This is a genomic window from Vibrio crassostreae (assembly GCF_041439375.1).
Classification (GTDB): domain Bacteria; phylum Pseudomonadota; class Gammaproteobacteria; order Enterobacterales; family Vibrionaceae; genus Vibrio; species Vibrio crassostreae_D.
In genome coordinates this window covers 115,435-141,582 of record NZ_JBGONY010000004.1, presented here as the reverse complement: position 1 = coordinate 141,582, position 26,148 = coordinate 115,435, and the positions used below count along the sequence as shown (strand labels likewise).

The window sequence follows — 26,148 nt, the reverse complement described above, 5'->3', positions numbered from 1 at the left end:
CGTGATACGGCTCCATGGTACTATGAGAAAGCCGCAGTATAAAGAGAAATGCGTGTGCGCTAGTTAGCAGTTTGATGCTGCATTATTCACCACGTTACGTTATTTCTCGTACTGTTTGGGCTCATTTTTATTTGCTGTCTGATATCGCTTTCATTGTGGAAATGTCGTCATGAATCCCATTAAAAAATACGAACAAGATATAAAAGAACATGGATTTCAAAGAGATCCAGCACAAGAGCAAGCAGTTAAGTCTTTAGATGAACTCTTTCATCAATTCCAAGATTACATGAATACGCCTATTCCTCAACTAACTCGATTCCAGAAATTATTGGGCAAAAAACCAGAATTGCCACAGCCACCGAAAGGTCTCTATTTCTGGGGAGGCGTAGGGCGCGGTAAAACTTATCTAATGGATACGTTCTACGACGCCTTACCGACCACTAAAAAAATGCGGGTTCACTTTCATCGCTTTATGTATCGAGTTCATGATGAACTAAAGGCGCTAGGTAATGTTAGCGATCCATTGCCTTTAGTGGCAGACAAGTTGAAGGAAGAAGCGGACATTATCTGTTTCGACGAATTCTTTGTTTCAGACATCACTGATGCGATGATCCTAGGAACTTTGTTCCAAGAGTTGTTCGCTCGCAACGTTATCTTGGTCGCGACCTCTAATATTCCCCCTGCGGATCTATATCGTAACGGGTTACAGAGAGCGCGTTTCTTACCTGCCATTAAGCTTATTCAAGACAACTGCCACATTCTTAATGTTGATAGCGGTATTGATTATCGTCTGCGTACTTTAGAGCAAGCAGAGATTTACCATTACCCGCTAGATAGCCAAGCGAATATCAATCTCGAAAAGTATTACGCTCAGCTCGTAGGTGAAGATAAAGAGAAGCTTAAGCAGATTGAGGTTAATCACCGTCAATTAGAAGTAGTCGAAGCGAGTGATGGGGTGTTGCATGGTACTTTTGCTCAGCTTTGTCAGTCGGCTCGTAGCCAAAATGACTACATTGAGCTCTCACGTGTTTACCATACCGTTCTGTTGGCTGATGTATTGCAAATGGGCGCGACTTCAGATGACGCAGCGAGACGTTTTATCGCGTTGGTGGATGAGTTCTACGAGCGTAATGTGAAATTGATTATTTCAGCGGAAGTTGAGCTAGAAAAATTGTATACCCATGGGCAGCTAGAGTTTGAATTTAAACGTTGTCAGTCGCGTTTAATCGAAATGCAGAGCCATGAATATTTGGCAAAAGAACACTTAAGTTAGCTCTGATTATCTCGAATAAGAAATAGAATTAAAAAAATCGTGATTTTGTTCAAAAAGAGGTGATTTTTTCTTCGCTCTTCTCTATAATCCTGCGACCTACCGTTACTGCGGGCCTCTAGCGATGAGTAAAATCACGTTATGCCAAGAGTTTTCCAACACTCGAAGGGGTGATGAATGGTAACTCTTAGACAGTGGGAATACGCGAGTATTCCTTAAGTGTAAATTTTTTAAATAGGTAATTATTAGCATGAAAACTTTCGTTGCTAAACCAGAAACTGTAAAACGCGACTGGTATGTTGTAGACGCTGAAGGCAAAACTCTTGGCCGTCTAGCAAGTGAAATCGCTTCTCGCCTACGCGGCAAGCACAAAGCAGAATACACTCCTCACGTAGACACTGGTGATTACATCATCGTTGTTAACGCTGAGAAAGTTGCTGTAACTGGTAACAAAGCTAAGGGTAAGGTTTACTACCGTCACTCTGAGTTCCCAGGTGGTCTTAAAACTATCACTTTTGAAAAGCTAATTGCTAAGAAACCAGAAATGGTTCTAGAACTAGCAGTTAAAGGTATGCTTCCACGTGGTCCTCTAGGCCGCGCGATGTACCGTAAGCTTAAAGTGTACGCTGGTACTGAGCACAACCATGTTGCTCAACAGCCACAAGTACTAGACATCTAAGGGGATTATGAAAATGGCAGAGAATCAATACTACGGCACTGGTCGTCGCAAAAGCTCAGCAGCTCGTGTTTTCATCAAACCAGGCTCTGGTGAGATCGTAATCAACAAGCGTAGCCTTGATGTTTACTTCGGTCGTCCAACTTCTCGTATGGTTGTTAAGCAACCTCTTGAGCTAGTTGAACTAACTGAGAAACTTGACCTTTACATCACTGTTTCTGGTGGTGGTATTTCTGGTCAAGCTGGCGCAATCCGCCACGGTATCACTCGCGCTCTTATGGAGTACGATGAAACTCTACGTCCTGCTCTACGTGCAGCTGGCTACGTTACTCGTGACGCTCGTTGCGTTGAACGTAAGAAAGTTGGTCTACGTAAAGCACGTCGTAAACCTCAATTCTCTAAGCGTTAATTTTTCTTTACGAAAAAGTACACGCTCCCAGTTTTATTACTGGAATTGTGGTTCAAAGCTCGGCTATATGCCGGGCTTTTTGTTTTTATACCCACTCTAAACGCTTCCTCTCCCTCGTTTTATTCCCAAATTCTTATATTTTGAAAGCTTTTGTAACCCAATGTGCGCTTTGCCTCATGATTGTTACAAAAAGGTAGCTTTATCTTGTCAAAAAGTAGGGTTTTATTTATCATTTGCCGTCAATAAATAGAACTAAATACATATTTTGTTAGCCATGCTCTTTAATCGGAATTATTTCAATCCATAAGGAGCAAATGGGAGAATGTTTGGATGAGCAACGCGCCTTTAAATAACGGTCGCAGGCGTTTCTTAACCGCAACAACAGCCGTTGTTGGTGGTTTAGGAGCAGCTGCTGTAGCCGTGCCTTTTATTAAATCATGGAATCCGAGTGCCAAGGCGAAAGCTGCGGGCGCGCCGGTGGAAGTGGAAGTCAGTAAGTTAGAACCGGGACAAATGGTTCGTGTCGAATGGCAAGGTAAACCTGTATGGGTTGTACGCCGTGCTGAATCGGTATTAGAAAACCTAAAGTCTATTGGTGGTCAACTTCGTGACCCTCAATCTGAAGCTGAACAACAACCAGAATACGCACAGAACGAATTCCGTTCAATTAAGCCGGAATTCTTCGTTGCTGTTGGTTTCTGTACGCACTTAGGTTGTTCTCCAACTTACCTGCCAGATTCTTTTGCAGAACAAGTTCAGGGCGTTAAGTCTGGTTTCTTCTGTCCTTGTCATGGTTCGAAGTTTGATATGGCAGGTCGAGTATTCCAAGGTGTACCTGCACCGTTGAACCTTGTTGTGCCAAAGCATATGTATTTAAGTGACACCAAGATCCTTATCGGTATTGACGAGGGAGATGCATAATGCAAGGACTACTAGACTGGGTAGAGAAACGTATACCCGCGATGAATGCTTATAAAAAGCACTTGTCTGAATACCCAATGCCTAAGAACTTTAACTTTTGGTACCTTTTCGGTTCTTTAGCTATGTTGGTACTGGTTAACCAAATTCTTACTGGTATTTGGTTAACAATGAACTACGTACCGTCTGGTGACGGTGCATTTGCTTCTGTTGAATACATCATGCGTGATGTGGAATACGGCTGGCTACTGCGTTACATGCACTCAACAGGTGCTTCGGCATTCTTCGTTGTTATCTATCTGCATATGTTCCGTGGTCTAATTTACGGTTCTTACCAAAAACCTCGTGAGCTACTTTGGATCTTCGGTATGTTGATCTTCTTAGTGCTTATGGCTGAGGCTTTCATGGGTTACCTACTACCATGGGGTCAAATGTCTTACTGGGGTGCTCAGGTAATCATTTCTCTGTTTGGTGCGATCCCTGTTATCGGTGATGACCTAACGCTTTGGATCCGTGGTGACTACATCATCTCTGGTGCAACGCTGAACCGTTTCTTCGCACTGCACGTTATCGCGCTACCAATCGTACTTCTGCTGCTTATCGTGCTTCACGTACTAGCGCTACACGAAGTGGGTTCGAACAACCCTGACGGTATCGAAACTAAACTTCCTAAAGGCACAATGGGCGACGATTACAAAACTCAGTTCCCATTCCATAAGGATTACACTAAGAAATACGACATCATCGACTCTATTCCTTTCCACCCATACGGGACGGTGAAAGATATGGTAGGTGTTGCTGGTTTCCTATTCTTGTTCTGTTACGTGCTGTTCTTTAACCCAGAAATGGGTGGATACTTCCTTGAGCCGCCTAACTTTGAGGCTGCGAACCCGCTGAAAACACCTGAGCATATCGCTCCAGTTTGGTACTTCACGCCGTTCTACGCTGTACTTCGTGCTGTTCCTGATAAGCTGTTAGGTGTCGTTGCAATGGGCGCATCAATTGTTGTGCTATTCCTATTGCCATGGTTTGACCGCTGTAAGGTTCGTTCTTACCGTTACCGTAGCAAACTGCATTTGATCAACATCATCCAATTCACAATAAGCTTTATTGCGCTTGGTGTACTTGGTGCGCTTCCTGCAACGCCAACATACACGTTACTGGCTCAAATCTTTAGCTTAGGTTATTTCATGTTCTTCGTTCTACTGTGGTTCTACAGTAAAAATGAAGCGACGAAACCATTACCAGAAAGGGTGACATTCAAATGAAAAAGTGGATTGTAATTTTATTTGCTATGTTGCCGTCATTGGCGATGGCAGCTGGTGCAAACGTACCATTAGACAAAGCGAACAATGACTTAACAGACAAAGCTTCATTGCAAAATGGCGCTAAGATGTTCATGAACTACTGTTTCGCTTGTCACTCAACGCAGTACCAGCGCTATGAACGTGTTGCGAATGATTTAGAGATCCCTGTTGATCTAATGAAGGAAAACCTGATTTTCGACCCAGAGGCGAAAATTGGTAGCTTGATGGTTAACGCTATGCCTTCTGAGCAAGCGGCAAGTTGGTTTGGTGCTCCGCCACCTGACCTAACTTTGGTGGCTCGTGTTCGTGGCGCAGATTGGCTATACACGTACCTTCGTACATTCTATGAAGATCCGTCTCGTCCGTTTGGCGTGAACAACATTGTTTTCCCAAGTGTAGGTATGCCGCACGTTCTTGAAGAACTGCAAGGTATCCCAACACCAATCTACGATACGCATATGGTAGATGGCGAGGAAGTGACGGTTGTTGTTGGTACTGAAACTGACGGTTCTGGCGAATTAAGTGCCGGTGAATACGACGAAGCGGTTCGTGACCTTGTTAACTTTTTGGTTTACTCGGGCGACCCAGTTCAACTTGAGCGTCATGCTATGGGTTGGTGGGTAATGGCCTTCTTAGTAATCTTCACTATCATCGTGATTTTGTTGAAGAAAGAGTATTGGCGTGATGTGCACTAATTGTGCTATAATACCGTGCTAATTCCCAAATTATGTTAATGTTCAATGGAGGCTTTAGGCCTCCATTGTTTTTATTTAAAGTGTACTGGAGGGCTCCATGGCTGTAGCTGCCAATAAACGTTCTGTAATGACTCTTTTCTCAAGTGCTTCTGATATGTATAGCCATCAGGTGCGCATTGTTCTTGCTGAAAAAGGCGTAAGTGTTGAAGTTGAGTTGGTTGATGAAAAAAATCTACCAGCAGAACTTGTTGAACTGAACCCGTACAAATCAGTACCTACTCTTGTTGATCGTGAGCTTGCTCTATATGACTCAAAGATCATCATGGAATACCTAGATGAGCGTTTTCCTCATCCACCATTGATGCCTGTATACCCGGTTGCTCGTGGTAATAGCCGTCTAATGATGTACCGCATTGAGCGTAACTGGTATTCAGTTGCAGAGAAGATCGTTAAAGGCAACGCTGAAGAATCTGAAGCAGCCCGCGTTAAATTGCGTAACGACCTACTGACTCTTGCTCCTATCTTCGCTGAGTATGAATACTTCATGAGCGAAGAGTTTAGCCTAATTGATTGTTACCTAGCTCCGCTATTATGGCGTTTACCTGAGCTTGGTATTGAACTAATTGGTCCTGGTTCTAAAGAGCTTAAGATTTACATGAACCGCGTATTTGAACGTGATTCATTCCTAGCTTCTCTAACTGAAGCTGAGCGTGAGATGCGACTCGTTCGCTAAGCGTTATGGATATTTCAAATATGACTCCACGCCGACCATATATGCTTCGTGCATTTTATGAATGGCTGGTTGATAACGAACTAACTCCACACCTTGTTGTTGAAGCAACACTACCAGGTGTGCGAGTTCCAGAAGAGTTTGTCCAAGATGGTCAGATCATTCTGAACATCGCGCCTCGTGCGGTTGGACAACTTGAACTGGGTAACGAAGCTGTGACGTTTAGTGCTCGCTTTAGTGGTCGCCCACACTCTGTGATTGTTCCGCTTTATGCTGTACAAGCGATTTACGCTCGTGAGAATGGTGCTGGTACTATGTTTGAACCTGAAGAGGCTTACATGGAATCGTTTGAAGAAGGGATTGAAGAAACTCCTTTTGAAGAACCAGAAAAAGGTCCATCTTTGAGCGTAGCAACGGCAGACGTAGATGCTGAAGAGCCTGACTCAGATCCTGAGCCTCCTCGTCCAGTGAAAGGTCGCCCAAGCCTTCGTGTTATCAAATAACGTTAGTAAAAACGACTCAAATAAAAAAGCAGCGATTCGTCGCTGCTTTTTCTTGTCTGCTAAATGGCATTTAATTGACTGGCTTAAGGCTAGTTAACGGCTGTCTCTTCTTCGCCATATTCAAACGCTCGAATGACCTGTTTTACACCTGAGATGTTACGCGCAACTTCTGTCGCGATATCAGCATGCTCTCGAGTGACGAGTCCAAGCAGGAATACTTCTGAATCCTCAGTAATCACTTTTACTTTGATGCCGTTAAGCTCAGCATTCGCAAGCAGGGCTGATTTCACTTTAGTGGTAATCCAGCTGTCTTTGCTAATCGCGCTAACTGACAAAGGCTCTTTGACTCGAATCTGGTTATGTATACTTTCGACGCCTTTTACTTCCTTGGCTTGGCTTTCAAAAGCACGACGTTCAGCGTCTGTCGTTGCTTGGCCCATTAACACTACAGAGCCGCGGTAAGAGCTTGCGGTGACACGCACGCTACCACGGTATGGTTGTTTATTGGTGATAGCTGCAACTTCAAATTCGATATTGTTATCGTTCCAAATCTCTTTGGTCGTTCGCGTATCTGTGACTAGGTTTGCTGTGGTTGCTGCACCAGCAATGAAAATGCCAGCACAACCAGATAGGGATAGTGTAAGTAGCGAAACACTAATCAGCTTAAACAGCATCATAGAGGTTAATGATTTCATTGTGATGCTCCGTATATCACTCTTCGTGAGCAGGGAAGAGTACTTGATCGATTAGGTCACATAGGCAGTGTAGTGTCACCATGTGTACTTCATGAATGCGCGCTGTACGGTGTGAAGGGATACGAATTTCTACATCGTGTTCACCAAGCAAGCCTGCCATTTCACCCCCATCTTTGCCTGTAAAGGCGATGATTGTCATGTCGCGAGTTACTGCGGCTTCCATTGCTTTGATGATGTTTTTGCTATTACCGCTAGTAGAGATAGCCAACAGAATATCGCCAGTTTGACCAAACGCACGTACCTGCTTAGAGAAGATCTCTTCATAGTGGTAATCGTTAGCTACTGCCGTTAGCGTAGTGTTGTCTGCAGTGAGTGCCATCGCTGGAAGGCTAGGGCGCTCTGTTTCAAATCTGTTGAGTAGACATGATACAAATTGCTGAGCATTCGACGCCGAACCACCATTACCACAACAAAGAATTTTGTTTCCGTTAAGCAAGGTCGCAACCATTGCTTGAGCGGCATGCGTGATTGCGTCAGGCAGAGCTTCTGCAGCCGCAATTTGGATTTGAATACTTTCTGTAAAACTTTCTTTAATGCTGTCTAGCATGTTTATCCTTGGGTAATCGCGTTTTGAATCCAGTCGATATTGTCATTCGGCCCTTCAATGGCAACGATATCAAACCTGAAATCTGTAGAGTGCACCGACAAGCCTTGCTGCATAAGCCAAACATTGGCTGTTTTGAGCAGCTTCTGTGACTTCTTGGCAGTCACCATTTCAGCGGCATGTCCGTAGCGGGTTTGCTTGCGGTATTTTACCTCAGCAAACACAACCGTATTGTTATGGCGCATTATAAGATCAATCTCGCCACATTTTGCTATGAAGTTTTCTTCTATTAACGATAAACCGTGGTTAATCAGATAAGATTTTGCCACGGCCTCGTATTTATCACCCACTTGTTTGTGGGTGATAGTTGGTTTGGATCGGAACTTTCGGCTAAAAAGCCCCATGCTCTGCCCAGCTGATTTCACGTTGGACCACACAGTTGTTATCGATGGTTAACACACCCGTTTCACCTGGAATACTATATCCCTGCACGGCTTTCATCTGTGGTAGTGCATCCATTAGGTAGTATGCATCCATTCCCAATGCTTGCAGACGTTTTTGGCCATTTGAATGTGCTGGCCATAGGTCGTTTAGCTCTTTATTAAGCTCGTTTTTGTTCTCAACCAATAGTGGGATATCGCTGTAGAATACACCGGTTAGGTCTTCATACTGCTTATCACCGCTGTTGCTGCGTGAGTTTGAGAAAAGAGCGGGTTGGCTAGCATCAGGGTTAATTGCCACTTCAATGAAGGGTTTGATTAGCGTTAGCTCTGAGTTCTTAGCCACAATGTAGACAGAATCGATATCACGACGGCTGCGTGGCTCTGTTTCTAGGTCTAGGTTAAGTAACCCGCCCATTTGAGCGATACGCTGTTGGCTCTCTTGCAAGCCGAATACCTGATTCACATTACGTTGCAGTTGGCGTTTGTCAGAGAACAAGCTGATAGCAACATCATTGCTGCTGTATTTTTTCCACTCTTCTTTAAATGCTTGCTCAACACGCTCACCTAAACGCCCTCTTGGCGCAAGGATAAGCGGGTACTTGTAGCCTTGAGCAAATAGGTGCTTCGCTGCCTGAGCGACTTCTTGCTCTGGCGATAGAGCGAGATAACAAATGTTGGTATCTGGTTCTAGTTGCGTTGGAATGTTCAAAGCTAAAGCTGGAATCGAGTTCTCGTGGTTTTTCTGCGCTTGCTGAAGCTTAGTGATGTTGCTCTTAATCAGCGGGCCAACGATGAAATCAACGTTGTTCTCTTCGAGTGTCGCTTTAATCTCAGCTGCACTTTGCACGTTGGTATCCATTACCGTCAGCGTTGCATCTTCTTCACGCTCTTTGTCATTCATCATCGCAAAGATGAAACCGTCACGCACAAGTTGTGCCTGCTTGCCGTACTTACCGGTTAGAGGCAGTAATAGTGCAGTGCTAGTTGGCTTGCTGATCTCTAGCGCCAAGATGTCAGTGATCGCTTGAGGTGTATATGTCGCTGCTGGGTGCTGAGGATTCTCTGCTAGCCAATCAGACAGGGTTTCCTGTAGGTTTGGAAGATTTGAATTCAGCGTCTTCATGTAAATCGCCAGTTGTAACCAACCTGCAAGAACGTCTTCTGTAGGCGACGTCTTAAGCTCTAGAATCTCATGTTGAGAGTAGCTATTTAGGTTTTGCCAAATACGGTCAGCAGCTTGTTGTTGGAGCTCGTCGTCAGCGTCTAGGTACTCTGAATAAAGAACTAACTCACGGCTTGCTTCAAAATACTCGTTTTGCATTTCAGAAATGTTCGCGCGTAGCTCGTGATAATCTTTCCACTGCTCGTTCGGAATTTTCCACCAAGGCTGAAAGTTCAGTTGGCTATAAGCTTGCTCCGGCTGCGAGTTATTCACCAACAGTTGAGCACGAGCTAATTGCCATTCCGCTTGTTGCGTTTCGCTCAGCTTTTGTTTGGCTAAGCGTTTGATCAGCAGAGTTGCTTGATCGGTTTTTCCAGCTTGCACAGAAGCCTTAAGCGCCATGATTAACCAGTCGTTTTGTAGACTTCCTTTACTACTATCCGCCTGCATCATGTAACTTTCAGTTGATTGCGCTGGATCTAGTGTAATATCAACGCTCGTTGGTGCTTGAGGACCTGAAGAACAAGCCGCCAATGTAATTGCTAATGCAATTGGAGTTAGTAAGCGTGGTACACTGAGTCTCTTATGGTTCATCGTTGCCATGAGTTCTTTAAATTCCGTATAAATTTGTATCTATATTAATCGTTGAAGTGATGGTAAACAAATGACAGATAACAAAACCTTGCTCACAGAGAGCCCAACTCTCTACATTGTGCCAACCCCAATCGGAAATTTGGGAGATATCACTCAAAGAGCAATTGAAATTTTATCAAGTGTCGATGTTATTGCAGCCGAAGACACACGCCACACGGGTAAGCTGCTTGCTCACTTCAATATATCAACCAGAACGTTCGCTTTACATGATCATAATGAACAAACTAAAGCGCAAGTTCTAGTCGAAAGGTTATTAGAAGGTCAGTCTATCGCATTAGTCTCTGATGCGGGTACTCCTTTAATTAGTGACCCAGGTTACCATCTTGTCTCACAATGTCGTCAAGCGGGTGTGAGAGTTGTGCCACTTCCTGGTGCTTGTGCTGTGATTACGGCGTTGAGTGCTTCTGGTTTACCGTCAGATCGTTTCAGCTTTGAAGGCTTTTTACCGCCAAAGAGCAAAGGTCGTAAAGACAAGTTCTTAGAGATCGCAAAGGCAGAGCGCACCTGCATCTTCTATGAATCACCACACCGTATTTCAGATTCTCTACAAGACATGCTTGAGATTCTTGGCCCTGACCGTGAGGTTGTATTGGCGCGAGAGCTAACCAAAACCTTTGAAACCATCCAAGGTCTACCACTGGGTGAACTTATTGAGTGGATTGAAGAAGACGCGAACCGTAAGCGCGGTGAGATGGTGTTACTGATTCATGGTCACCGTGAAGAAGCGAGCACTGAGTTGCCAGACGAAGCGACTCGCACGTTGGGTATTCTAACCAAAGAGTTACCCCTTAAAAAAGCGGCGGCAATGACATCTGAAATCTACAACCTGAAAAAGAACGCGTTATACAAGTGGGGCCTTGAGCACCTAGACAACTAAAAACCTCTGTATAGAGTAGTTAACCTGTATTGAAAAGCTTGTGAGGAGTGAGGGTAATACCGTCACTCCTCTTTTTTGTCTTAATTGTGTGAAATTCATGCAGTTGCTTAGAGGTTTGCAGCATATTTGTGATCTCGCTAGACACTGCGCTCTAATCTCTATACAATCCGCCCTCGGAGTTGAACGGGTAATCGCTGCTTTGCTGATGTCCTTCGGGAGACTGACGTTGAGGTCCTTCGGGAAACTGACGTTGAAGTCCTTCGGGAGACTGGTAGAGGGGAGGAACGTCCGGGCTCCATAGAGCAGGGTGCCAGATAACGTCTGGGGGGCGCGAGCCCACGACAAGTGCAGCAGAGAGAAGACCGCCGATGGCCTCATTTCTTCGGAAGGGGCACAGGTAAGGCTGAAAGGGTGCGGTAAGAGCGCACCGTGCGACTGGCAACAGTTCGTAGCAAGGTAAACTCCACCCGGAGCAAGATCAAATAGGCCCTCACATTGCGTTGCTCGCGTATGGGGGCGGGTAGATTGCTTGAGCCTGTGAGCGATTGCAGGCCTAGACGAATGGTTACCGCCGCACAAGCGGAACAGAACCCGGCGTATGTGTCAACTCCACCTATATAAAGAACCCATCATTACTTAACGGTAGTGATGGGTTTTTTGCTTTATATTGACGTAAATTATTTAGATTTCCTTAGAATCCTTCACCCTGATATGAGCTTGGGTCAAAAATTCCCAAAGCCTATACACAATATGGTGGAGATACAGCGTGAAATCAGTACACTAAAACGTTAATAGAACAAATTATTGCCGAACTAATGGCTCAATCCACTCACTGAGAAGACTATGACAGAAGCATTCAAACATATTTCAGTATTGCTTAACGAATCTATTGACGGACTTGCGATCAAACCTGACGGTACCTACATCGATGGTACTTTTGGTCGTGGTGGTCACAGCCGTACAATCCTGTCTAAACTGGGCGAGAATGGACGACTCTTTAGTATCGACCGCGATCCACAAGCGATTGCAGAAGCACAAAAGATTGATGACCCTCGTTTTACGATTATTCACGGCCCATTCTCAGGTATGGCTGAATATGCAGAGCGTTACGACTTAGTCGGTCAAGTGGATGGCGTATTACTGGATTTAGGTGTTTCTTCACCACAGTTGGATGACGCAGAGCGTGGCTTTAGCTTCATGAAAGACGGCCCGCTTGATATGCGTATGGACCCAACAACTGGCATTCCTGTATCTCAGTGGTTAGTTGAAGCTGACCTTGATGACATCACATGGGTTATCCGTGAGTTTGGTGAAGACAAACACGCTCGCCGTATCGCGAAAGGCATCATTGCTTATCAAGAGAATGAAGAGAACGAACCGCTAACGCGCACTGGCCAGTTGGCTAAGCTTATCTCAGATGTAGCACCAAAAAGCTTTAAAGAGAAAAAGCACCCAGCGACACGTGCTTTCCAAGCATTCCGTATCTACATCAACAGCGAGCTTGAAGAGATCGACACGGCACTGAAAGGTGCTGCAAGTATTCTTGCTCCAGAAGGTCGTTTATCTGTTATCAGCTTCCATTCACTTGAAGACCGCATGGTGAAGCGCTTTATCCGTAAAGAGAGCCAAGGCCCGCAAGTACCACATGGCTTGCCATTAACAGAAGAGCAGATCAAAGCGCTAGGCAGTGCTGATCTTAAGCCTGTTGGTAAAGCGATTAAGCCATCAAAAGGCGAAGTGGATGAGAATACTCGTTCACGTAGCTCAGTATTACGAATCGCAGAAAAGCTATAGTCAATGAAGACCTCCAAACCTAACTTAGCCAAGATAATATTTTTTGATTTGATCTCCGTGGGTAAGATCCCATTGATGCTTCTTATCTGTATCTTTGCAAGTGCGATGGGGGTCGTTCTTACGACACATATGTCACGTCAGGCGATCACTCAAAAAGACATGGCATTGGTGGAGCGAGAACAGCTTGATGATGAGTGGCGAAATTTAATGCTTGAAGAGACGGCTCTGGCTGAACACAGTCGCGTTCAAGCATCGGCAAAAAGAGAGCTAGACATGAAACGTCCAGACTCTGACAAAGAAGTTGTGATCACACTGAAATGACCGGTAAAAAGGAAAAAGCACCCGCAAAAACCGTTAAGATATCAACGAAAGAGCGTGTGAAGAGCGAAAAGGATTCGGATCCAATTCTTATTAAATGGCGTTTTAACGTCGTTATTGCTTTCGTGTTTCTTGCCTTTGCTGCACTGGTTGGCCGTGTGGCTTACATTCAAATTATTGAACCAGATAACTTAATTCGTCAGGGCGACCTTCGTTCAGTACGTGTTAAGGCCATTCCTTCTGCTCGCGGTATTATTTCAGACCGCAATGGCGAGCCGCTTGCTGTGAGTGTTCCAGTTGAGGCGGTATGGGCTGATCCAAAAACGATTTTTGACAAAAACGGCATGGCCAACATTGATCGTTGGTATGCGCTAGCTGATGTGCTTGGGCTAGAACGACAATCAATGATCGACAAGATCTCTAGCAACAAATCCCGTCGATTTATTTACCTGCAAAGACAAGTTAGCCCTGCGATGGCTAAATATATTCGCGATCTGAAGCTAGTGGGTATTGGTCTGAAAGCTGAATCTCGACGTTACTACCCTGCAGGCGAAGTCAGCGCGCACCTTATCGGCGTTACCGGGATTGATGGGCACGGCCTAGAAGGTGTTGAGCGCAGCTACGACAAATGGCTTACGGGCGAGGCGGGTAAGCGAACGATTCGTAAAGACCGCTATGGACGCGTTGTTGAAAACATTGCTTTAGAAGAGCGTGAAGAAGGTAAGCCACTCGAGCTCACAATCGATCAACGATTACAAGCGATAGCTTATCGAGCGATCAAGCAAGCTGTAGCCGATCATAAGGCGACTTCGGGCTCTGCAGTGTTACTCGATGTGAAGACAGGCGCAGTGTTAGCCATGGTCAATGCACCGTCTTACAACCCGAACAACCGCTCTGACTTACAAAGCTTTAAGATGCGAAACCGCGTGCTCACTGATGCCATGGAGCCTGGTTCGACAGTAAAACCTTTCGTGGTGTTAGCGGCACTGGAGAATGGGACTGCAGACGCGGAAACCATCATTGATACAGGTAATGGTATCATGCAGATTGGTGGCAGTCGCGTACGTGATACGTCGAAAGTCGGCAAAGCTGATTTAGCGTTGATCCTCAAAAAATCGAGTAATATCGGTGTAGCGAAGTTAGCGCTTGATATGCCACTTGAAGCCTTGCTTGGGATGTACAGCTCTGTCGGTTTAGGTGAGATGTCAGGGTTGAACCTGGTGGGGGAAACGGCGGGTATTTTCCCGAACCGTCGTCGCTGGTCTAAGTTTGAAATCGCTACCTTGGCATTTGGTTATGGATTAGCAGTTACGCCACTTCAATTGGCTCATGCTTACGCAACGTTAGCTAACAAAGGTATGTATGAACCAATTCACATCATCAAAAGTAACGACCAAGATTTCTCTAAGCAGATCATCAAGCGTGAGAACGCTGAGCTGGTTCTGCAAATGCTAGAAGGGGTAACTCAAAAGGGTGGTACGGCAACGAGAGCTGCTGTGCCGGGTTACCGAGTAGCAGCAAAAACAGGTACATCTCGTAAAGCAGAAGCTGGTGGGTACAGCGATGAATATATCGCTATTACATCTGGCTTTGCCCCAGTCAGTGACCCTAGAGTGGCGCTGGTTGTTGTGGTTAACGAGCCTCAAGGTGACCTTTACTATGGCGGTTCAGTCGCCGCCCCCGTTTTTTCTGAAATCATGAAGGGTGCACTGCAAATACTTAATGTCCCTGCTGATGAAAACAAATTTCAAGAATAGAGCCAATCAGGATTCAATATGAGTAATAGCCTCACGCTGTCATCTTTACTTTCTCCTTGGGGAGACTTCGGTTCTTCTGAGCTAGATGCGATTGCTGTTGAGCAGTTGGAGTTGGATAGCCGTGCGATCAAGGACGGTGATATTTTTGTTGCCATTGTTGGACATGCCGTTGATGGTCGTCGCTTTATCGACAAAGCGATAGCTCAAGGTGCGAAAGCCGTTATCGCACAGGCTGGTGATGACAAAACTCATGGCTTGGTTGAGTGGTTAAATGCCGTTCCTGTTGTTTATGTCTCAGAGCTAAATTCAATTCTCTCTGAACTGGCTGGTCGAGTTTATTCTTCTCAAGCGACCAAATTGATTGGCGTTACAGGTACCAATGGCAAAACCACCATCACTCAATTGATTGCTCAATGGTTAGATCTAGTCGGTTACCGCTCTGCGGTAATGGGCACTACAGGTAATGGCTTCTTAGACAATCTAAAAACCGCGGCGAATACCACAGGCAGTGCCATCGAAATACAACGCACACTGAGTGAGTTAGCTGAAGAAAACGCGGCTTACACAGCAATGGAAATATCTTCTCATGGTTTGGTTCAAGGCCGAGTTAAGGCGTTGGACTTTGAGGTTGGTGTATTTACTAACTTGAGCCGTGACCACTTGGATTACCACGGTACGATGGAAGAGTACGCTCTAGCTAAGAAGAGCTTGTTTACTCAGCATAAGTGTAAGCACGCTGTGATTAATGTGGACGATGAAGTCGGTAAAGCTTGGATGGCAGATCTGTCTAATGCAGTAGCGGTTTCATTACTTCCGTTATCGGGCTACCAGCAGTCAGTATGGGCATCGGATGTTGCTTATGCAGAGACAGGTATCAAACTCGCTTTTGATGGTAGCTGGGGGCAGGGACAACTGTCTGTTCCTTTAATTGGCCAGTTCAACGCCTCAAATGTATTGGTTGCTTTCGCGACATTACTCTCACTAGGCATCGACAAGCAAACCTTGATCGACACAGCACCTCAACTACAACCTGTTATTGGTCGCATGGAATTGTTCCAAGTACCAAATAAAGCAAAAGTAGTGGTTGATTACGCGCATACACCAGACGCACTAGAGAAAGCATTAGCAGCACTACGAGTTCACTGCTCAGGAAAGCTATGGGCAATCTTTGGCTGTGGTGGTGATCGAGATACCGGCAAGCGCCCTATGATGGCGGTTACCGCAGAGCAGTTCGCCGACAAAATTATTATTTCAGATGACAATCCTCGCAGCGAAGATCCGGCATTGATTGTTAAAGACATGCTGGCAGGTTTAAGTGAGCCTGAAGTCGCCTTTGTTGAACACGATCGCTTTCAGGCGGTTAAGTTTGCTCTAGAGCATGCGGGTAATAACGACATTATTCTTCTGGCAGGTAAAGGCCATGAGGATTACCAAGTATTGAAAGACAAAACGATCCACTATTCGGATCGAGAGTCTGCGCTACAACTTTTAGGTATTTCATAATGATTGATGTATCACTCGAGCAGATCTGCTCAGCGGTGAACGGTCAGCTGATAGAGGCTGGCAAATCGAGCAATAGTTTGATCAATGCGGTTTCTACCGACACTCGCACCGTTGAAGAAGGTGCGCTGTTTGTTGCTCTCGTAGGTGAACGTTTTGATGCGCATGATTTTTGCGGTCAGGCTGTTGAGGCCAATGCCAGTGCGTTATTAGTTCAACGAAAACTTGACCTAAATATTACTCAAGTTGTTGTTGAAGACACTAAACTTGCTTTAGGTCAGCTAAGTGCTTGGATTCATGAGCAATGTAACGTTCCAACTATGGCGATTACAGGCAGCTGCGGCAAGACAACTGTAAAAGAGATGGTTGCGAGCATTTTGCAGCAACGTGGCAAGGTGCTGTTTACAGCGGGCAACTTCAATAATGATATTGGGGTACCGTTAACCCTGCTGCGTAGTGAGTTAAGCGACGACTACGCAGTGATCGAACTAGGCGCCAATCACATCGGTGAAATTGCTTACACTACCCAGCTTGTGAAACCACAGGTTGCTTTGGTGAACAATGTCGCGGCGGCACACTTAGAAGGTTTTGGCTCTATCGATGGTGTGAAGCAAGCGAAAGGCGAAATTTTTCAAGGGCTTGCTGTCGGTGATGCTGCTATTGTTAATTTAGATAGCAACGGTGGTGACTTTTGGAATGAAGTACTTGCCGATAAAACGGTACTGACATTTTCAGAAAGCGACAGCAATGCAGATTACTTTGCTAAGAACATTGGTATTAATGAGCAGGGTGAAGCCTGCTTTGAGATGCAAACTCCGCAAGGCGCTATGCCGGTTGAGCTTGGTATTATCGGTCAACATAACGTAGCGAATGCATTAGCAGCAGCGGCGTTGAGCATCCAATTTGGCGCCACGCTAGATGAAGTGAAAAATGGTTTAGCAAATCTTATCTCTGTCAAAGGACGAGTTGAGGTTCAACAATTAAGTCAGAATATCAAGCTGATAGATGACAGTTACAACGCCAGCGTACCTGCGATGAAGGCGGCAGCTAAACTGCTGTCGAGCTTCAAAGGTCAACGTTGGTTGATTTTAGGCAATATGGCTGAATTAGGCGACGAAAGCCTTGCACTTCACCGTCAAGTCGGTGAATATGCTGCCCCATTCGCTTTTGAGCATGTACTCACTTACGGTGATGATACCAAGGTGATTAGTGAAGTGTGTAATGGTACCCACTTTGCAACGCATCAAGCGATGTTCGCGCACATAGAGCAGCACTTAAGCTTGCCAGAAAACGCGTCGCATACCTTGTTGGTAAAAGGCGCTAATAGTGCAGGAATGAGTAAAATAGCCGCTGCTTTAAAGGAGAACTTTTCATGATAATTTGGCTTGCAGAGCTACTACAGCCACACTTTTCTTTTTTCCGTTTGTTCGAGTACCTATCGTTTCGTGCAATCGCGAGTATTTTGACGGCTTTATGCCTGTCGCTGTGGATGGGACCTCGTTTAATCGAGCGTCTGCAAATGCTACAAATTGGCCAAGTTGTTCGTAACGACGGCCCTGAATCTCACTTTAGCAAACGTGGCACACCTACCATGGGTGGCGTGATGATCCTAGCTGCCATCATTATTACGGTATTAATGTGGGCTGATCTTTCTAACCCTTACGTTTGGGCTGTACTTGTCGTGCTTGGCGGTTACGGTGCGGTTGGCTTTGTTGATGACTACCGTAAAGTGGTTCGTAAAAACACAGATGGCTTGATTGCGCGTTGGAAATACTTCTGGCAATCGGCTATTGCACTGGTTGTGGCGTTTGCGCTGTATGCTCACGGGAACGATACTGCGGCAACCCAATTGGTTGTTCCTTTCTTTAAAGATGTGATGCCACAATTAGGTTTATTGTACATCGTACTTACTTATTTTGTTATTGTGGGTACCAGTAACGCGGTGAACCTAACAGACGGCCTAGATGGCTTGGCGATTATGCCAACGGTTATGGTTGCTGCTGGTTTTGCTGTGATTGCTTGGGCGACAGGTAACGTTAACTTCGCAGCATATCTACACATTCCATACATCCCATACACTTCTGAGCTTGTGGTTGTATGTACTGCCATAGTCGGTGCTGGACTTGGTTTCCTATGGTTCAACACCTACCCAGCACAAGTATTCATGGGCGATGTTGGTTCGCTAGCGCTTGGTGGTGCATTGGGTGTGATTGCTGTGTTAGTTCGCCAAGAGTTGGTACTGGTTATTATGGGCGGTGTGTTTGTAATGGAGACTCTGTCAGTGATTCTGCAGGTGGGCTCTTACAAATTGCGTGGTCAACGTATTTTCCGCATGGCACCGATTCATCACCACTATGAACTTAAAGGTTGGCCAGAGCCGCGTGTAATCGTGCGCTTTTGGATCATCTCAATGGTATTAGTACTGGTTGGTCTAGCGACACTGAAAGTTCGTTAATCCTGTGTGAGCCTCTGAGTTGGGGCTCTTTAAAACTATTAAGAGCATCTTGTTTAAATGGAACGTTGGCAAAATATTCAAAATGTAGTGGTTGTGGGGCTCGGTATTACCGGGCTCTCTGTCGTTAAACATCTCGTAAAATATCAGCCTCATACTCATGTGAAGGTGATTGATACTCGAGAGCTACCACCAGGAAAGGAATCTTTACCTGAGTCGGTAGAGCTACATTCTGGTAGTTGGAATAGCCAATGGTTAGCGGAAGCTGATTTGGTGGTTGCTAACCCAGGTATCGCCTTAGCGACCCCTGAAATACAAGATGTTATTCAAGCGGGAACTCCGGTTGTTGGCGATATTGAACTGTTTGGCTGGGCGGTAGACAAACCCGTCGTGGCAATAACAGGTTCTAATGGCAAGAGCACCGTGACCGACCTTACTGGTGTACTTGCAAAGGCTGCGGGTTTGAATGTCGGTGTGGGTGGCAATATTGGTATCCCTGCCTTAGAACTTTTAGAGCTTAATGCTGATTTATATGTTCTTGAGCTTTCAAGTTTTCAGTTAGAGACAACATCAAGCCTAAACTTAGCAGCAGCAGCATTTCTGAACCTGTCTGAAGATCATATGGATCGTTATCAAGGCATGGCCGACTACCGCGATGCCAAGCTAAGAATCTTTAACAATGCTCAATATGCGATTGTAAACCGCGACGATAAAGAGACGTATCCAGACCACAGCATGTCATTAGTAACATTCGGGCTCGACGACCAAGAGTTTGGTGTCGCGACAGTTGATGGTACCGAATGGCTAATGGACAACGGTAGACCTGTCCTTGCTACCCAAGATTTAACATTGGTTGGACGTCACAATGTGGCAAATGCGTTAGTCTCGCTAGCACTGCTTAAACAAGTCGGTATCGATTACAGAAAAAGCCTTGAAGCCCTGAAAGCCTATAATGGTTTAACGCATCGTTGCCAAGTAGTGGCTGACAAACACGAAATTAAATGGGTTAACGACTCAAAAGCGACCAACGTAGCCAGTACATTAGCGGCTCTGTCGGGCTTAGAGTGCCAAGGTACTTTGTATCTTCTGGTTGGCGGGGTTGGTAAAGGTGCCGACTTCAGTGAGCTTAAGCCTGTGTTGTCGCAACTAGTGCGCGTTCAACTGTGTTGTTTTGGTGAAGATGCCGATCAATTCATGCCTCTACACCCATCTGCACAAAAGTTCGATACCATGCAGCAGATAATCGAATCCATCTCACCACAGCTTGTGGCTGGGGATATGGTGATGCTGTCTCCTGCGTGCGCAAGCTTCGATCAATTTAATAACTTCATGGCAAGAGGTGATGCGTTCACTGAACTTGCTCATGAGTATGCCTAACGTGTTGAAGGACTAACATTCAGTGCAAAGAGTGAAAGAGATCAATCAATCTATTTGGCAATGGCTTAACCGTGCCACACCAGAGGCGCTCTATGATCGTCAATTGGTATGGATTGCTCTTGGACTGATGCTGACGGGTTTGGTAATGGTAACGTCGGCTTCGTTCCCAATCAGTGCTCGTTTAACCGATCAGCCGTTTCACTTTATGTTCCGTCATGCCATCTTCCTTGTGTTGGCATTAGGTGTCTCCAGCGTCATATTGCAAATCCCTATGCAGCGCTGGTTTCAATACAGTATGTATCTACTGGGCTTATCCTTTTTCTTGCTGATTGTGGTATTAGCCGTCGGTAAATCGGTTAACGGCGCATCGCGTTGGATCCCATTAGGGTTATTTAACTTACAACCTGCTGAGGTAGCCAAGTTATCGCTGTTTATCTTTATGGCGGGCTACTTGGTTCGTAAACAGGACGAAGTGAGAAAAACCTTCTTCGGTGGTTTTGCCAAACCCATCATGGTGTTTGGCGCCTTTGCCGTGTTGCTATTGGGCCAGCCCGATTTAGGTACCGTAGTCGTAATGCTAGTTACTTTGTTTGGCATGCTATTCATTGCTGGTGCCAAGCTTTCACAGTTTATCGCCTTGATGGTGGCGGGTATTGCCGCAGTCGTCGGCTTGATTGTTATAGAGCCTTACCGTGTTCGACGTGTTACCTCATTCTGGGAACCTTGGAACGACCCTTTCGGTAGTGGTTACCAGTTAACTCAGTCATTGATGGCGTTCGGCCGTGGTGATTGGATGGGGCAAGGGCTTGGTAACTCAATTCAAAAGCTCGAATACCTACCTGAAGCGCACACCGATTTTGTATTTGCTGTGTTGGCAGAAGAATTGGGTTTTGTTGGCGTAACCTTGGTGTTGATGCTGATCTTTAGCTTGGTTTTTAAAGCCATTCTTATTGGTAAAAAGGCCTTTGAAAATGACCAAGTGTTCAGTGGATACCTGGCATTTGGCATCGGCATTTGGTTTGCTTTTCAGACGCTTGTTAATGTGGGTGCTGCTTCAGGTATCGTCCCGACCAAAGGTCTAACCTTACCGTTGATCAGTTATGGTGGTTCAAGTCTTATCGTGATGTCGGTGGCGGTTTCTATGTTGCTGCGTATCGATCACGAGTGCCGGATACAACAAAAAGAACAAGCCGATAATCAAAACGAATTAGTAGAATAAGAATCTAACGTGATGACAAAAAACAAAAAACTTTTAGTGATGGCTGGTGGTACTGGCGGTCACGTTTTTCCAGGGTTAGCGGTAGCTAAAAAGCTTCAGCAACAAGGCTGGGAAATTCGCTGGTTAGGAACTGCAGACAGAATGGAAGCGGATTTGGTGCCAAAGCATGGTATTGAGATCGACTTCATCAAGGTGAAAGGCCTTCGTGGTCAAGGCATTAGCAAGCTAATTAAAGCGCCGTTCCAGATTATTAATGCCATACTTCAAGCAAGACAACACATTAAAGCATGGCAGCCTGATGTGGTGCTTGGCATGGGGGGGTACGTGAGTGGTCCCGGTGGTATCGCGGCTTGGTTGTCTGGTATTCCAGTAGTTCTCCATGAACAAAATGCAGTGGCAGGTTTAACCAACCAATGGCTGTCTAAGATTGCTAAAAAGGTTTTCCAAGCTTTCCCTGGTGCTTTCCCTACCGCAGAAGTGGTGGGTAACCCAGTACGCGAAGATGTGGTTGCCTTAGCTGAACCCGAGCAACGCATGGCTGAGCGTGATGGTGACATCCGCATCTTGGTTATGGGCGGCAGTCAGGGCGCAAAAATCCTAAACGATACCTTGCCAGTAACGATGGCGCAGCTTGGTGAAGGCTTCACTGTGATGCACCAAGCGGGTAAAAACAATCAACAGCAAGTGATTGAACAATACAAATCACATTCTGTAGATAATGTTCAAGTGACTGAATTTATTGATGATGTGACGCAAGCTTATGAGTGGGCAGATCTACTAGTGTGTCGGTCAGGGGCATTAACCGTATCAGAAGTATCTGCAGCAGGTGTTGGTTCTATCTTCGTTCCGTTTATGCATAAAGATAGACAACAAGCGTTGAATGCCGACCACTTAGTTGAATGTGGAGCAGCGTTAATGATTGAACAGCCTCAATTGACGGCTGATAAGCTAGCGAACACTATCGCTCAGCTTGATAGAAATGAATTAAAAATGATGGCAACAAAAGCTCGTCAAGCAGCCAAGCTTGATGCTGATGTGACCGTCGCTGAAGCAATTAAAGCTTTAGCAAAATAATGAGATTGAATTGATGACGATTGAACATACCCAAGACTTAGCGCAAATCCGTGCAATGGTGCCAGAGATGCGCCGTGTTAAATCTATCCACTTCATTGGTATTGGTGGTGCTGGAATGAGCGGGATTGCTGAAGTCTTGTTAAATGAAGGCTACCAGATCACGGGTTCTGATATTGCTCAAAACCCAGTGACTGATCGTTTAGTTAGCAAGGGCGCGACCGTTTATATCGGTCACCAAGCAAGTAACGTTGCCGACGCAAGTGTGGTGGTGGTTTCAACCGCTATCAACGAAAAAAACCCAGAAATTATTGCTGCTCGTGAAGCGCGTACACCTATCGTTCGTCGTGCAGAAATGCTGGCTGAGCTGATGCGTTTTCGTCACGGCATTGCTGTGGCAGGTACGCACGGTAAGACAACCACGACTGCGCTAGTGACACAGATTTACTCGGAAGCAGGCCTAGATCCAACCTTCGTAAACGGTGGTTTGGTGAAAAGTGCAGGCACTAACGCACGTTTAGGTTCAAGCCGTATTCTTATCGCTGAAGCCGATGAGAGTGATGCGTCATTCTTACATCTGCAACCAATGGTTAGTATCGTAACTAACATCGAAGCGGATCATATGGATACCTACGGTGGCGATTTTGAAACGCTAAAGCAGACATTTATTGACTTCTTACACAACCTGCCATTCTACGGTCAGGCTGTGATGTGTGTTGATGATCCTGTAGTGCGTGAGCTTATCCCTCAGGTAAGTCGCCAAGTGATTACTTACGGTTTCTCAGAAGATGCGGATATTCGTATTGAGAACTACGTACAAGAAGGTCAACAAGGTAAGTTCACGGTGGTACGTGAAGGTAAAGCTAACCTTGATATCACATTAAATATTCCGGGTCGTCACAATGCACTGAATGCGTCCGCGGCGATCGCTGTTGCAACAGAAGATGACATCAGCGATGAAGCGATTCTAAAAGCGATGGCGGGAACCGAAGGCACTGGTCGCCGTTTCGATCACCTAGGTGAGTACGAAACAGGTAAAGGCGTTGCTATGTTGGTCGATGATTACGGTCATCATCCAACCGAAGTTGATGTGACGATTCAAGCTGCACGAAGTGGCTGGACTGATAAACGTCTTGTGATGATCTTTCAACCACACCGTTATAGCCGTACTCGCGATCTGTATGATGATTTCGCGAACGTTCTTGAGCAGGTTGATGTCCTAATTCTGTTAGATGTTTATTCTGCAGGTGAGAAACCGATTGCAGGGGCAGACGGACGTTCATTAAGTCGAACTATTCGCGGGCGTGGTAAGATAGATCCAATCTTTGTTGCCGATATCAACGCGCTGCCGTCGGCTTTAGCCAACATAATTCAAGGCGGTGACCTTGTTTTAACGCAAGGGGCAGGCGATGTTGGTCGAGTGGCGAAGCAGTTGGAATCGTTACAGTTAGACATTAATAAAATGCAGAACGCGTAACAGAATACTGTCTACAGACTGTGGTCAATCGCTCACTTCTTGCGATTGACCTAAAATTGACCAAAAATCTTATTATCAACGTTTGATAGTTTGATTTTGCTCAGTATAATTCATAGGTTAAAGTAAGTGCTTTTACCTCTATTATGAAGATAGGGAATAGAATTGCGAACCAACGACAGGGAATGCGGGCTTTGATAGAAAGTACTTTTAGCGAAAACCGCCACCTATTCAGTTTACCGTCGCTCAAGAAACACGCCTTAGGTGGGTCTTTTTTTGTCATGGTATTGCTTTTCATTGGGTTTCTTTTCTATACCACACTGACTTGGATGTGGGACGATCAGCGATTGCCTCTCTCCAAAATAGTACTTCAAGGCGACTTAACTTACGTAACCGCTGGTGATGTTCAACATGCGTTTAGCGAGCTAGAGCATATTGGAACATTCATGTCGCAAGACATTGGTGTGTTGCAAGACAGTTTAGAAGCGTTACCTTGGGTTTCAGTGGTCTCCATTCGTAAGCAGTGGCCAGACACAATAAAAGTATTTTTGACTGAGTACCATGCAGCAGCAATCTGGAACGGCAACATGCTGCTGAATGACGATGGTCAGGTGTTTAATGGTGATATCGGCCTGTTGAAGGGTGATAGAGTTAAGCTTTACGGCCCAGACGGCACCAGCCAAGAAGTGATAGAAAAGTGGCGACAGATAACCCCTTTGATTAACAGTCTAGGGTTAACTGTTACCTCACTCGTTCTCAATGAGCGTCGCGCTTGGCAAATAATCCTAGATAACGGTATCCGTTTAGAACTAGGTAAAGATTCTTTAGATGAGCGTGTTGAACGCTTTATTTCGCTTTACAACGAACTTGGTAGTAAAGCGAATCAAGTGAGCTACATCGACCTCAGGTATGATACGGGAGCCGCTGTAGGCTGGTTTCCAGAGCAAGAGTTAGAAGAGAGCACAGATGACTAAGACCGCAGATGACAACATAATCGTTGGTCTTGATATAGGCACTGCGACCATATCAGCTCTGGTTGGTGAAATATTGCCTGATGGTCAAATCAATATCATTGGCTCTGGGCAAAGCCCATCCAGAGGTATGGATAAAGGTGGTGTAAACGACCTAGAGTCGGTAGTGAAGTCGGTTCAGCGAGCTATTGATCAAGCAGAGTTGATGGCGGAATGCCAAATCAGCAATGTATTTATCTCGCTATCGGGTAAACATATCGCAAGCCGAATTGAAAAAGGCATGGGCACTATCTCTGATGAAGAGGTGTCTCAAGACGATATGGATCGAGCGATCCATACCGCGAAATCAATTAAAATAGGTGATGAGCAGAGAATTCTGCATGTGATCCCACAAGAATTTACCATTGATTATCAAGAAGGGATTAAGAACCCACTTGGCTTATCTGGTGTTCGAATGGAAGTCAGTGTTCACCTAATTTCTTGCCATAGCGACATGGCGAGAAACATTATTAAAGCTGTTGAACGATGTGGTCTCACAGTAGAACAAATCGTGTTTTCAGGACTTGCCTCAAGCAATGCGGTAATTACTGAAGACGAGAGAGAGCTTGGAGTGTGTGTAGTCGATATCGGTGCGGGTACGATGGATATTTCCATTTGGACTGGCGGCGCACTTCGACACACAGAAGTCTTTTCCTACGCAGGAAATGCAGTAACCAGTGATATTGCCTTCGCTTTCGGCACGCCAGTGAGCGATGCTGAAGAGATAAAAGTAAACCATGGTTGCGCTCTGAGTGAACTCGTAAGCAAGGATGACTCTGTTAACGTCCCAAGTGTTGGTGGTCGCCCATCGAGAAGTTTGCAACGACAAACTTTGTCGGAAGTGATCGAACCACGTTACACTGAACTTATGGGTCTCGTTAACCAAACTATTGATACGGTTCAATTACAGCTACGCGATGAGGGTATTAAACACCACCTTGCAGCTGGCGTCGTTCTCACTGGTGGAGCGGCACAAATTGACGGGTTGGTAGAGTGTGCGGAACGTGTTTTCCGCAATCAAGTTCGAGTTGGTAAGCCGTTAGAAGTTAGTGGCTTAACTGACTATGTTAAAGAGCCGTATCATTCTACGGCGGTTGGTTTACTTCATTACGCAAGAGATTGTCAGATCAGTGATGAAGGTGATTATAGCGAACCTAAGCGTTCAGCACCTTCTATGTCTGGTTTATTTGGTAAATTGCGTAATTGGATACAAAAAGAGTTTTAACCTGAGTT

25 protein-coding genes and 1 other RNA gene are annotated in these 26,148 nt (G+C 45.5%); 22 read left to right on the top strand and 4 right to left on the bottom strand.

Going from position 1 to position 26,148, the window contains the following annotated elements; genetic code table 11:
* Positions 1 to 169 precede the first annotated feature (169 nt).
* From zapE to sspB, 8 genes are all read left to right on the top strand, one after another.
* Positions 170 to 1,273: a cell division protein ZapE gene (gene zapE, locus ACED45_RS03550; RefSeq protein WP_371713323.1), complete on the top strand. Its 1,104-nt coding sequence runs from the start codon at positions 170 to 172 to the stop codon at positions 1,271 to 1,273.
* A gap of 247 nt (positions 1,274 to 1,520) precedes the next feature.
* Positions 1,521 to 1,949, top strand: coding sequence for a 50S ribosomal protein L13 (gene rplM / locus ACED45_RS03545; protein WP_010434689.1), 429 nt, complete (start codon positions 1,521 to 1,523; stop codon positions 1,947 to 1,949).
* Positions 1,950 to 1,962: 13 nt separating this feature from the next.
* On the top strand, positions 1,963 to 2,355 hold the full coding sequence (rpsI, locus tag ACED45_RS03540; RefSeq protein WP_004740758.1) for a 30S ribosomal protein S9: 393 nt from the start codon (positions 1,963 to 1,965) through the stop codon (positions 2,353 to 2,355).
* A 330-nt stretch (positions 2,356 to 2,685) separates the two neighbouring features.
* Positions 2,686 to 3,276 carry a ubiquinol-cytochrome c reductase iron-sulfur subunit gene (gene petA, locus ACED45_RS03535; RefSeq protein ID WP_004740757.1) on the top strand — a complete coding sequence of 197 codons (591 nt, stop codon included), beginning with the start codon at positions 2,686 to 2,688 and terminating at the stop codon, positions 3,274 to 3,276.
* Entirely contained in the window at positions 3,276 to 4,541 is a 1,266-nt protein-coding gene (locus ACED45_RS03530) for a cytochrome b (RefSeq protein WP_017629361.1), read from the top strand. Before petA ends, ACED45_RS03530 begins: the two co-directional genes overlap by 1 nt.
* Positions 4,538 to 5,275, top strand: a complete 738-nt coding sequence (locus ACED45_RS03525; RefSeq protein ID WP_048658023.1) for a cytochrome c1 — start codon at positions 4,538 to 4,540, stop codon at positions 5,273 to 5,275. Before ACED45_RS03530 ends, ACED45_RS03525 begins: the two co-directional genes overlap by 4 nt.
* Before the next feature lie 97 nt (positions 5,276 to 5,372).
* Positions 5,373 to 6,008 carry a stringent starvation protein SspA gene (sspA, locus tag ACED45_RS03520; protein ID WP_009848943.1) on the top strand — a complete coding sequence of 212 codons (636 nt, stop codon included), beginning with the start codon at positions 5,373 to 5,375 and terminating at the stop codon, positions 6,006 to 6,008.
* Positions 6,009 to 6,013: 5 nt separating this feature from the next.
* Complete coding sequence (sspB, locus tag ACED45_RS03515; protein WP_061019061.1) at positions 6,014 to 6,508, top strand: ClpXP protease specificity-enhancing factor; 495 nt, start codon at positions 6,014 to 6,016, stop codon at positions 6,506 to 6,508.
* A gap of 89 nt (positions 6,509 to 6,597) precedes the next feature.
* On the opposite strand, the gene ACED45_RS03510 is transcribed toward sspB, so the two are convergent.
* The 4 genes from ACED45_RS03510 to ACED45_RS03495 are packed head-to-tail and all read right to left on the bottom strand — an operon-like array spanning position 6,598 to position 10,015.
* The gene (locus ACED45_RS03510) at positions 6,598 to 7,203 is read right to left on the bottom strand and encodes a BON domain-containing protein (protein WP_371713322.1); all 606 of its coding nucleotides are present in this window, start codon (positions 7,201 to 7,203) and stop codon (positions 6,598 to 6,600) included.
* Between the two features lie 16 nt (positions 7,204 to 7,219).
* Positions 7,220 to 7,810, bottom strand: a complete 591-nt coding sequence (locus ACED45_RS03505; RefSeq protein ID WP_004729817.1) for a phosphoheptose isomerase — start codon at positions 7,808 to 7,810, stop codon at positions 7,220 to 7,222.
* 2 nt (positions 7,811 to 7,812) lie between these two features.
* Positions 7,813 to 8,211 (bottom strand): YraN family protein, encoded by a 399-nt coding sequence (locus ACED45_RS03500; protein ID WP_146490577.1) that lies wholly within the window; start codon positions 8,209 to 8,211, stop codon positions 7,813 to 7,815.
* Entirely contained in the window at positions 8,198 to 10,015 is a 1,818-nt protein-coding gene (locus tag ACED45_RS03495; protein WP_371713321.1) for a penicillin-binding protein activator, read from the bottom strand. The genes ACED45_RS03500 and ACED45_RS03495 overlap by 14 nt, the downstream gene beginning before the upstream one ends.
* 61 nt (positions 10,016 to 10,076) lie before the next feature.
* On the opposite strand from ACED45_RS03495, the gene rsmI reads away from it, so the two are divergent.
* The 14 genes from rsmI (at position 10,077) to ftsA (ending at position 26,140) form a co-directional block, all read left to right on the top strand.
* Complete coding sequence (gene rsmI, locus ACED45_RS03490) at positions 10,077 to 10,943, top strand: 16S rRNA (cytidine(1402)-2'-O)-methyltransferase (RefSeq protein ID WP_371713320.1); 867 nt, start codon at positions 10,077 to 10,079, stop codon at positions 10,941 to 10,943.
* Positions 10,944 to 11,118: 175 nt separating this feature from the next.
* Positions 11,119 to 11,558, top strand: an RNA gene (gene rnpB / locus ACED45_RS03485) — RNase P RNA component class A.
* Positions 11,559 to 11,786: 228 nt separating this feature from the next.
* Entirely contained in the window at positions 11,787 to 12,737 is a 951-nt protein-coding gene (gene rsmH, locus ACED45_RS03480) for a 16S rRNA (cytosine(1402)-N(4))-methyltransferase RsmH (RefSeq protein WP_017059280.1), read from the top strand.
* A 3-nt stretch (positions 12,738 to 12,740) separates the two neighbouring features.
* Entirely contained in the window at positions 12,741 to 13,058 is a 318-nt protein-coding gene (gene ftsL / locus ACED45_RS03475) for a cell division protein FtsL (protein WP_061019056.1), read from the top strand.
* Positions 13,055 to 14,812 carry a penicillin-binding transpeptidase domain-containing protein gene (locus tag ACED45_RS03470; RefSeq protein WP_371713319.1) on the top strand — a complete coding sequence of 586 codons (1,758 nt, stop codon included), beginning with the start codon at positions 13,055 to 13,057 and terminating at the stop codon, positions 14,810 to 14,812. The genes ftsL and ACED45_RS03470 overlap by 4 nt, the downstream gene beginning before the upstream one ends.
* 18 nt (positions 14,813 to 14,830) lie before the next feature.
* Positions 14,831 to 16,315 (top strand): UDP-N-acetylmuramoyl-L-alanyl-D-glutamate--2,6-diaminopimelate ligase, encoded by a 1,485-nt coding sequence (gene murE / locus ACED45_RS03465; RefSeq protein WP_371713318.1) that lies wholly within the window; start codon positions 14,831 to 14,833, stop codon positions 16,313 to 16,315.
* Complete coding sequence (locus tag ACED45_RS03460) at positions 16,315 to 17,688, top strand: UDP-N-acetylmuramoyl-tripeptide--D-alanyl-D-alanine ligase (RefSeq protein WP_371713317.1); 1,374 nt, start codon at positions 16,315 to 16,317, stop codon at positions 17,686 to 17,688. Before murE ends, ACED45_RS03460 begins: the two co-directional genes overlap by 1 nt.
* The gene (mraY, locus tag ACED45_RS03455; RefSeq protein ID WP_371713316.1) at positions 17,685 to 18,767 is read left to right on the top strand and encodes a phospho-N-acetylmuramoyl-pentapeptide-transferase; all 1,083 of its coding nucleotides are present in this window, start codon (positions 17,685 to 17,687) and stop codon (positions 18,765 to 18,767) included. Before ACED45_RS03460 ends, mraY begins: the two co-directional genes overlap by 4 nt.
* 57 nt (positions 18,768 to 18,824) lie before the next feature.
* The gene (gene murD, locus ACED45_RS03450) at positions 18,825 to 20,141 is read left to right on the top strand and encodes a UDP-N-acetylmuramoyl-L-alanine--D-glutamate ligase (protein ID WP_371713315.1); all 1,317 of its coding nucleotides are present in this window, start codon (positions 18,825 to 18,827) and stop codon (positions 20,139 to 20,141) included.
* A gap of 22 nt (positions 20,142 to 20,163) precedes the next feature.
* Positions 20,164 to 21,360 (top strand): cell division protein FtsW, encoded by a 1,197-nt coding sequence (ftsW, locus tag ACED45_RS03445; protein ID WP_146490526.1) that lies wholly within the window; start codon positions 20,164 to 20,166, stop codon positions 21,358 to 21,360.
* A gap of 12 nt (positions 21,361 to 21,372) precedes the next feature.
* A complete protein-coding gene (gene murG, locus ACED45_RS03440; protein WP_371713314.1) occupies positions 21,373 to 22,434 on the top strand; it encodes an undecaprenyldiphospho-muramoylpentapeptide beta-N-acetylglucosaminyltransferase in 1,062 nt (353 codons plus the stop codon).
* Between the two features lie 13 nt (positions 22,435 to 22,447).
* On the top strand, positions 22,448 to 23,908 hold the full coding sequence (gene murC, locus ACED45_RS03435) for a UDP-N-acetylmuramate--L-alanine ligase (protein ID WP_327784232.1): 1,461 nt from the start codon (positions 22,448 to 22,450) through the stop codon (positions 23,906 to 23,908).
* Positions 23,909 to 24,099: 191 nt separating this feature from the next.
* Complete coding sequence (locus tag ACED45_RS03430; protein ID WP_371713313.1) at positions 24,100 to 24,879, top strand: cell division protein FtsQ/DivIB; 780 nt, start codon at positions 24,100 to 24,102, stop codon at positions 24,877 to 24,879.
* Entirely contained in the window at positions 24,872 to 26,140 is a 1,269-nt protein-coding gene (gene ftsA / locus ACED45_RS03425; protein ID WP_010434747.1) for a cell division protein FtsA, read from the top strand. The genes ACED45_RS03430 and ftsA overlap by 8 nt, the downstream gene beginning before the upstream one ends.
* Positions 26,141 to 26,148 lie beyond the last annotated feature (8 nt).

Excerpts from the sequence above, each read along its gene's own strand:
- rpsI (WP_004740758.1), top strand. The coding sequence starts at position 1,963 with ATGGCAGAGAATCAATACTACGGCACTGGTCGTCGCAAAAGCTCAGCA.
- petA (WP_004740757.1), top strand. The coding sequence starts at position 2,686 with ATGAGCAACGCGCCTTTAAATAACGGTCGCAGGCGTTTCTTAACCGCA.
- ACED45_RS03525 (WP_048658023.1), top strand. The coding sequence starts at position 4,538 with ATGAAAAAGTGGATTGTAATTTTATTTGCTATGTTGCCGTCATTGGCG.
- ACED45_RS03470 (WP_371713319.1), top strand. The coding sequence starts at position 13,055 with ATGACCGGTAAAAAGGAAAAAGCACCCGCAAAAACCGTTAAGATATCA.
- murD (WP_371713315.1), top strand. The coding sequence starts at position 18,825 with ATGGAACGTTGGCAAAATATTCAAAATGTAGTGGTTGTGGGGCTCGGT.
- zapE (WP_371713323.1), top strand. The coding sequence starts at position 170 with ATGAATCCCATTAAAAAATACGAACAAGATATAAAAGAACATGGATTT.
- ACED45_RS03530 (WP_017629361.1), top strand. The coding sequence starts at position 3,276 with ATGCAAGGACTACTAGACTGGGTAGAGAAACGTATACCCGCGATGAAT.
- ACED45_RS03460 (WP_371713317.1), top strand. The coding sequence starts at position 16,315 with ATGATTGATGTATCACTCGAGCAGATCTGCTCAGCGGTGAACGGTCAG.
- ACED45_RS03510 (WP_371713322.1), bottom strand. The coding sequence starts at position 7,203 with ATGAAATCATTAACCTCTATGATGCTGTTTAAGCTGATTAGTGTTTCG.
- ACED45_RS03495 (WP_371713321.1), bottom strand. The coding sequence starts at position 10,015 with ATGGCAACGATGAACCATAAGAGACTCAGTGTACCACGCTTACTAACT.
- sspA (WP_009848943.1), top strand. The coding sequence starts at position 5,373 with ATGGCTGTAGCTGCCAATAAACGTTCTGTAATGACTCTTTTCTCAAGT.
- murE (WP_371713318.1), top strand. The coding sequence starts at position 14,831 with ATGAGTAATAGCCTCACGCTGTCATCTTTACTTTCTCCTTGGGGAGAC.
- sspB (WP_061019061.1), top strand. The coding sequence starts at position 6,014 with ATGGATATTTCAAATATGACTCCACGCCGACCATATATGCTTCGTGCA.
- ftsL (WP_061019056.1), top strand. The coding sequence starts at position 12,741 with ATGAAGACCTCCAAACCTAACTTAGCCAAGATAATATTTTTTGATTTG.
- ACED45_RS03500 (WP_146490577.1), bottom strand. The coding sequence starts at position 8,211 with ATGGGGCTTTTTAGCCGAAAGTTCCGATCCAAACCAACTATCACCCAC.
- mraY (WP_371713316.1), top strand. The coding sequence starts at position 17,685 with ATGATAATTTGGCTTGCAGAGCTACTACAGCCACACTTTTCTTTTTTC.
- murG (WP_371713314.1), top strand. The coding sequence starts at position 21,373 with ATGACAAAAAACAAAAAACTTTTAGTGATGGCTGGTGGTACTGGCGGT.
- rsmI (WP_371713320.1), top strand. The coding sequence starts at position 10,077 with ATGACAGATAACAAAACCTTGCTCACAGAGAGCCCAACTCTCTACATT.
- ACED45_RS03505 (WP_004729817.1), bottom strand. The coding sequence starts at position 7,810 with ATGCTAGACAGCATTAAAGAAAGTTTTACAGAAAGTATTCAAATCCAA.
- murC (WP_327784232.1), top strand. The coding sequence starts at position 22,448 with ATGACGATTGAACATACCCAAGACTTAGCGCAAATCCGTGCAATGGTG.
- rsmH (WP_017059280.1), top strand. The coding sequence starts at position 11,787 with ATGACAGAAGCATTCAAACATATTTCAGTATTGCTTAACGAATCTATT.
- ftsA (WP_010434747.1), top strand. The coding sequence starts at position 24,872 with ATGACTAAGACCGCAGATGACAACATAATCGTTGGTCTTGATATAGGC.
- rplM (WP_010434689.1), top strand. The coding sequence starts at position 1,521 with ATGAAAACTTTCGTTGCTAAACCAGAAACTGTAAAACGCGACTGGTAT.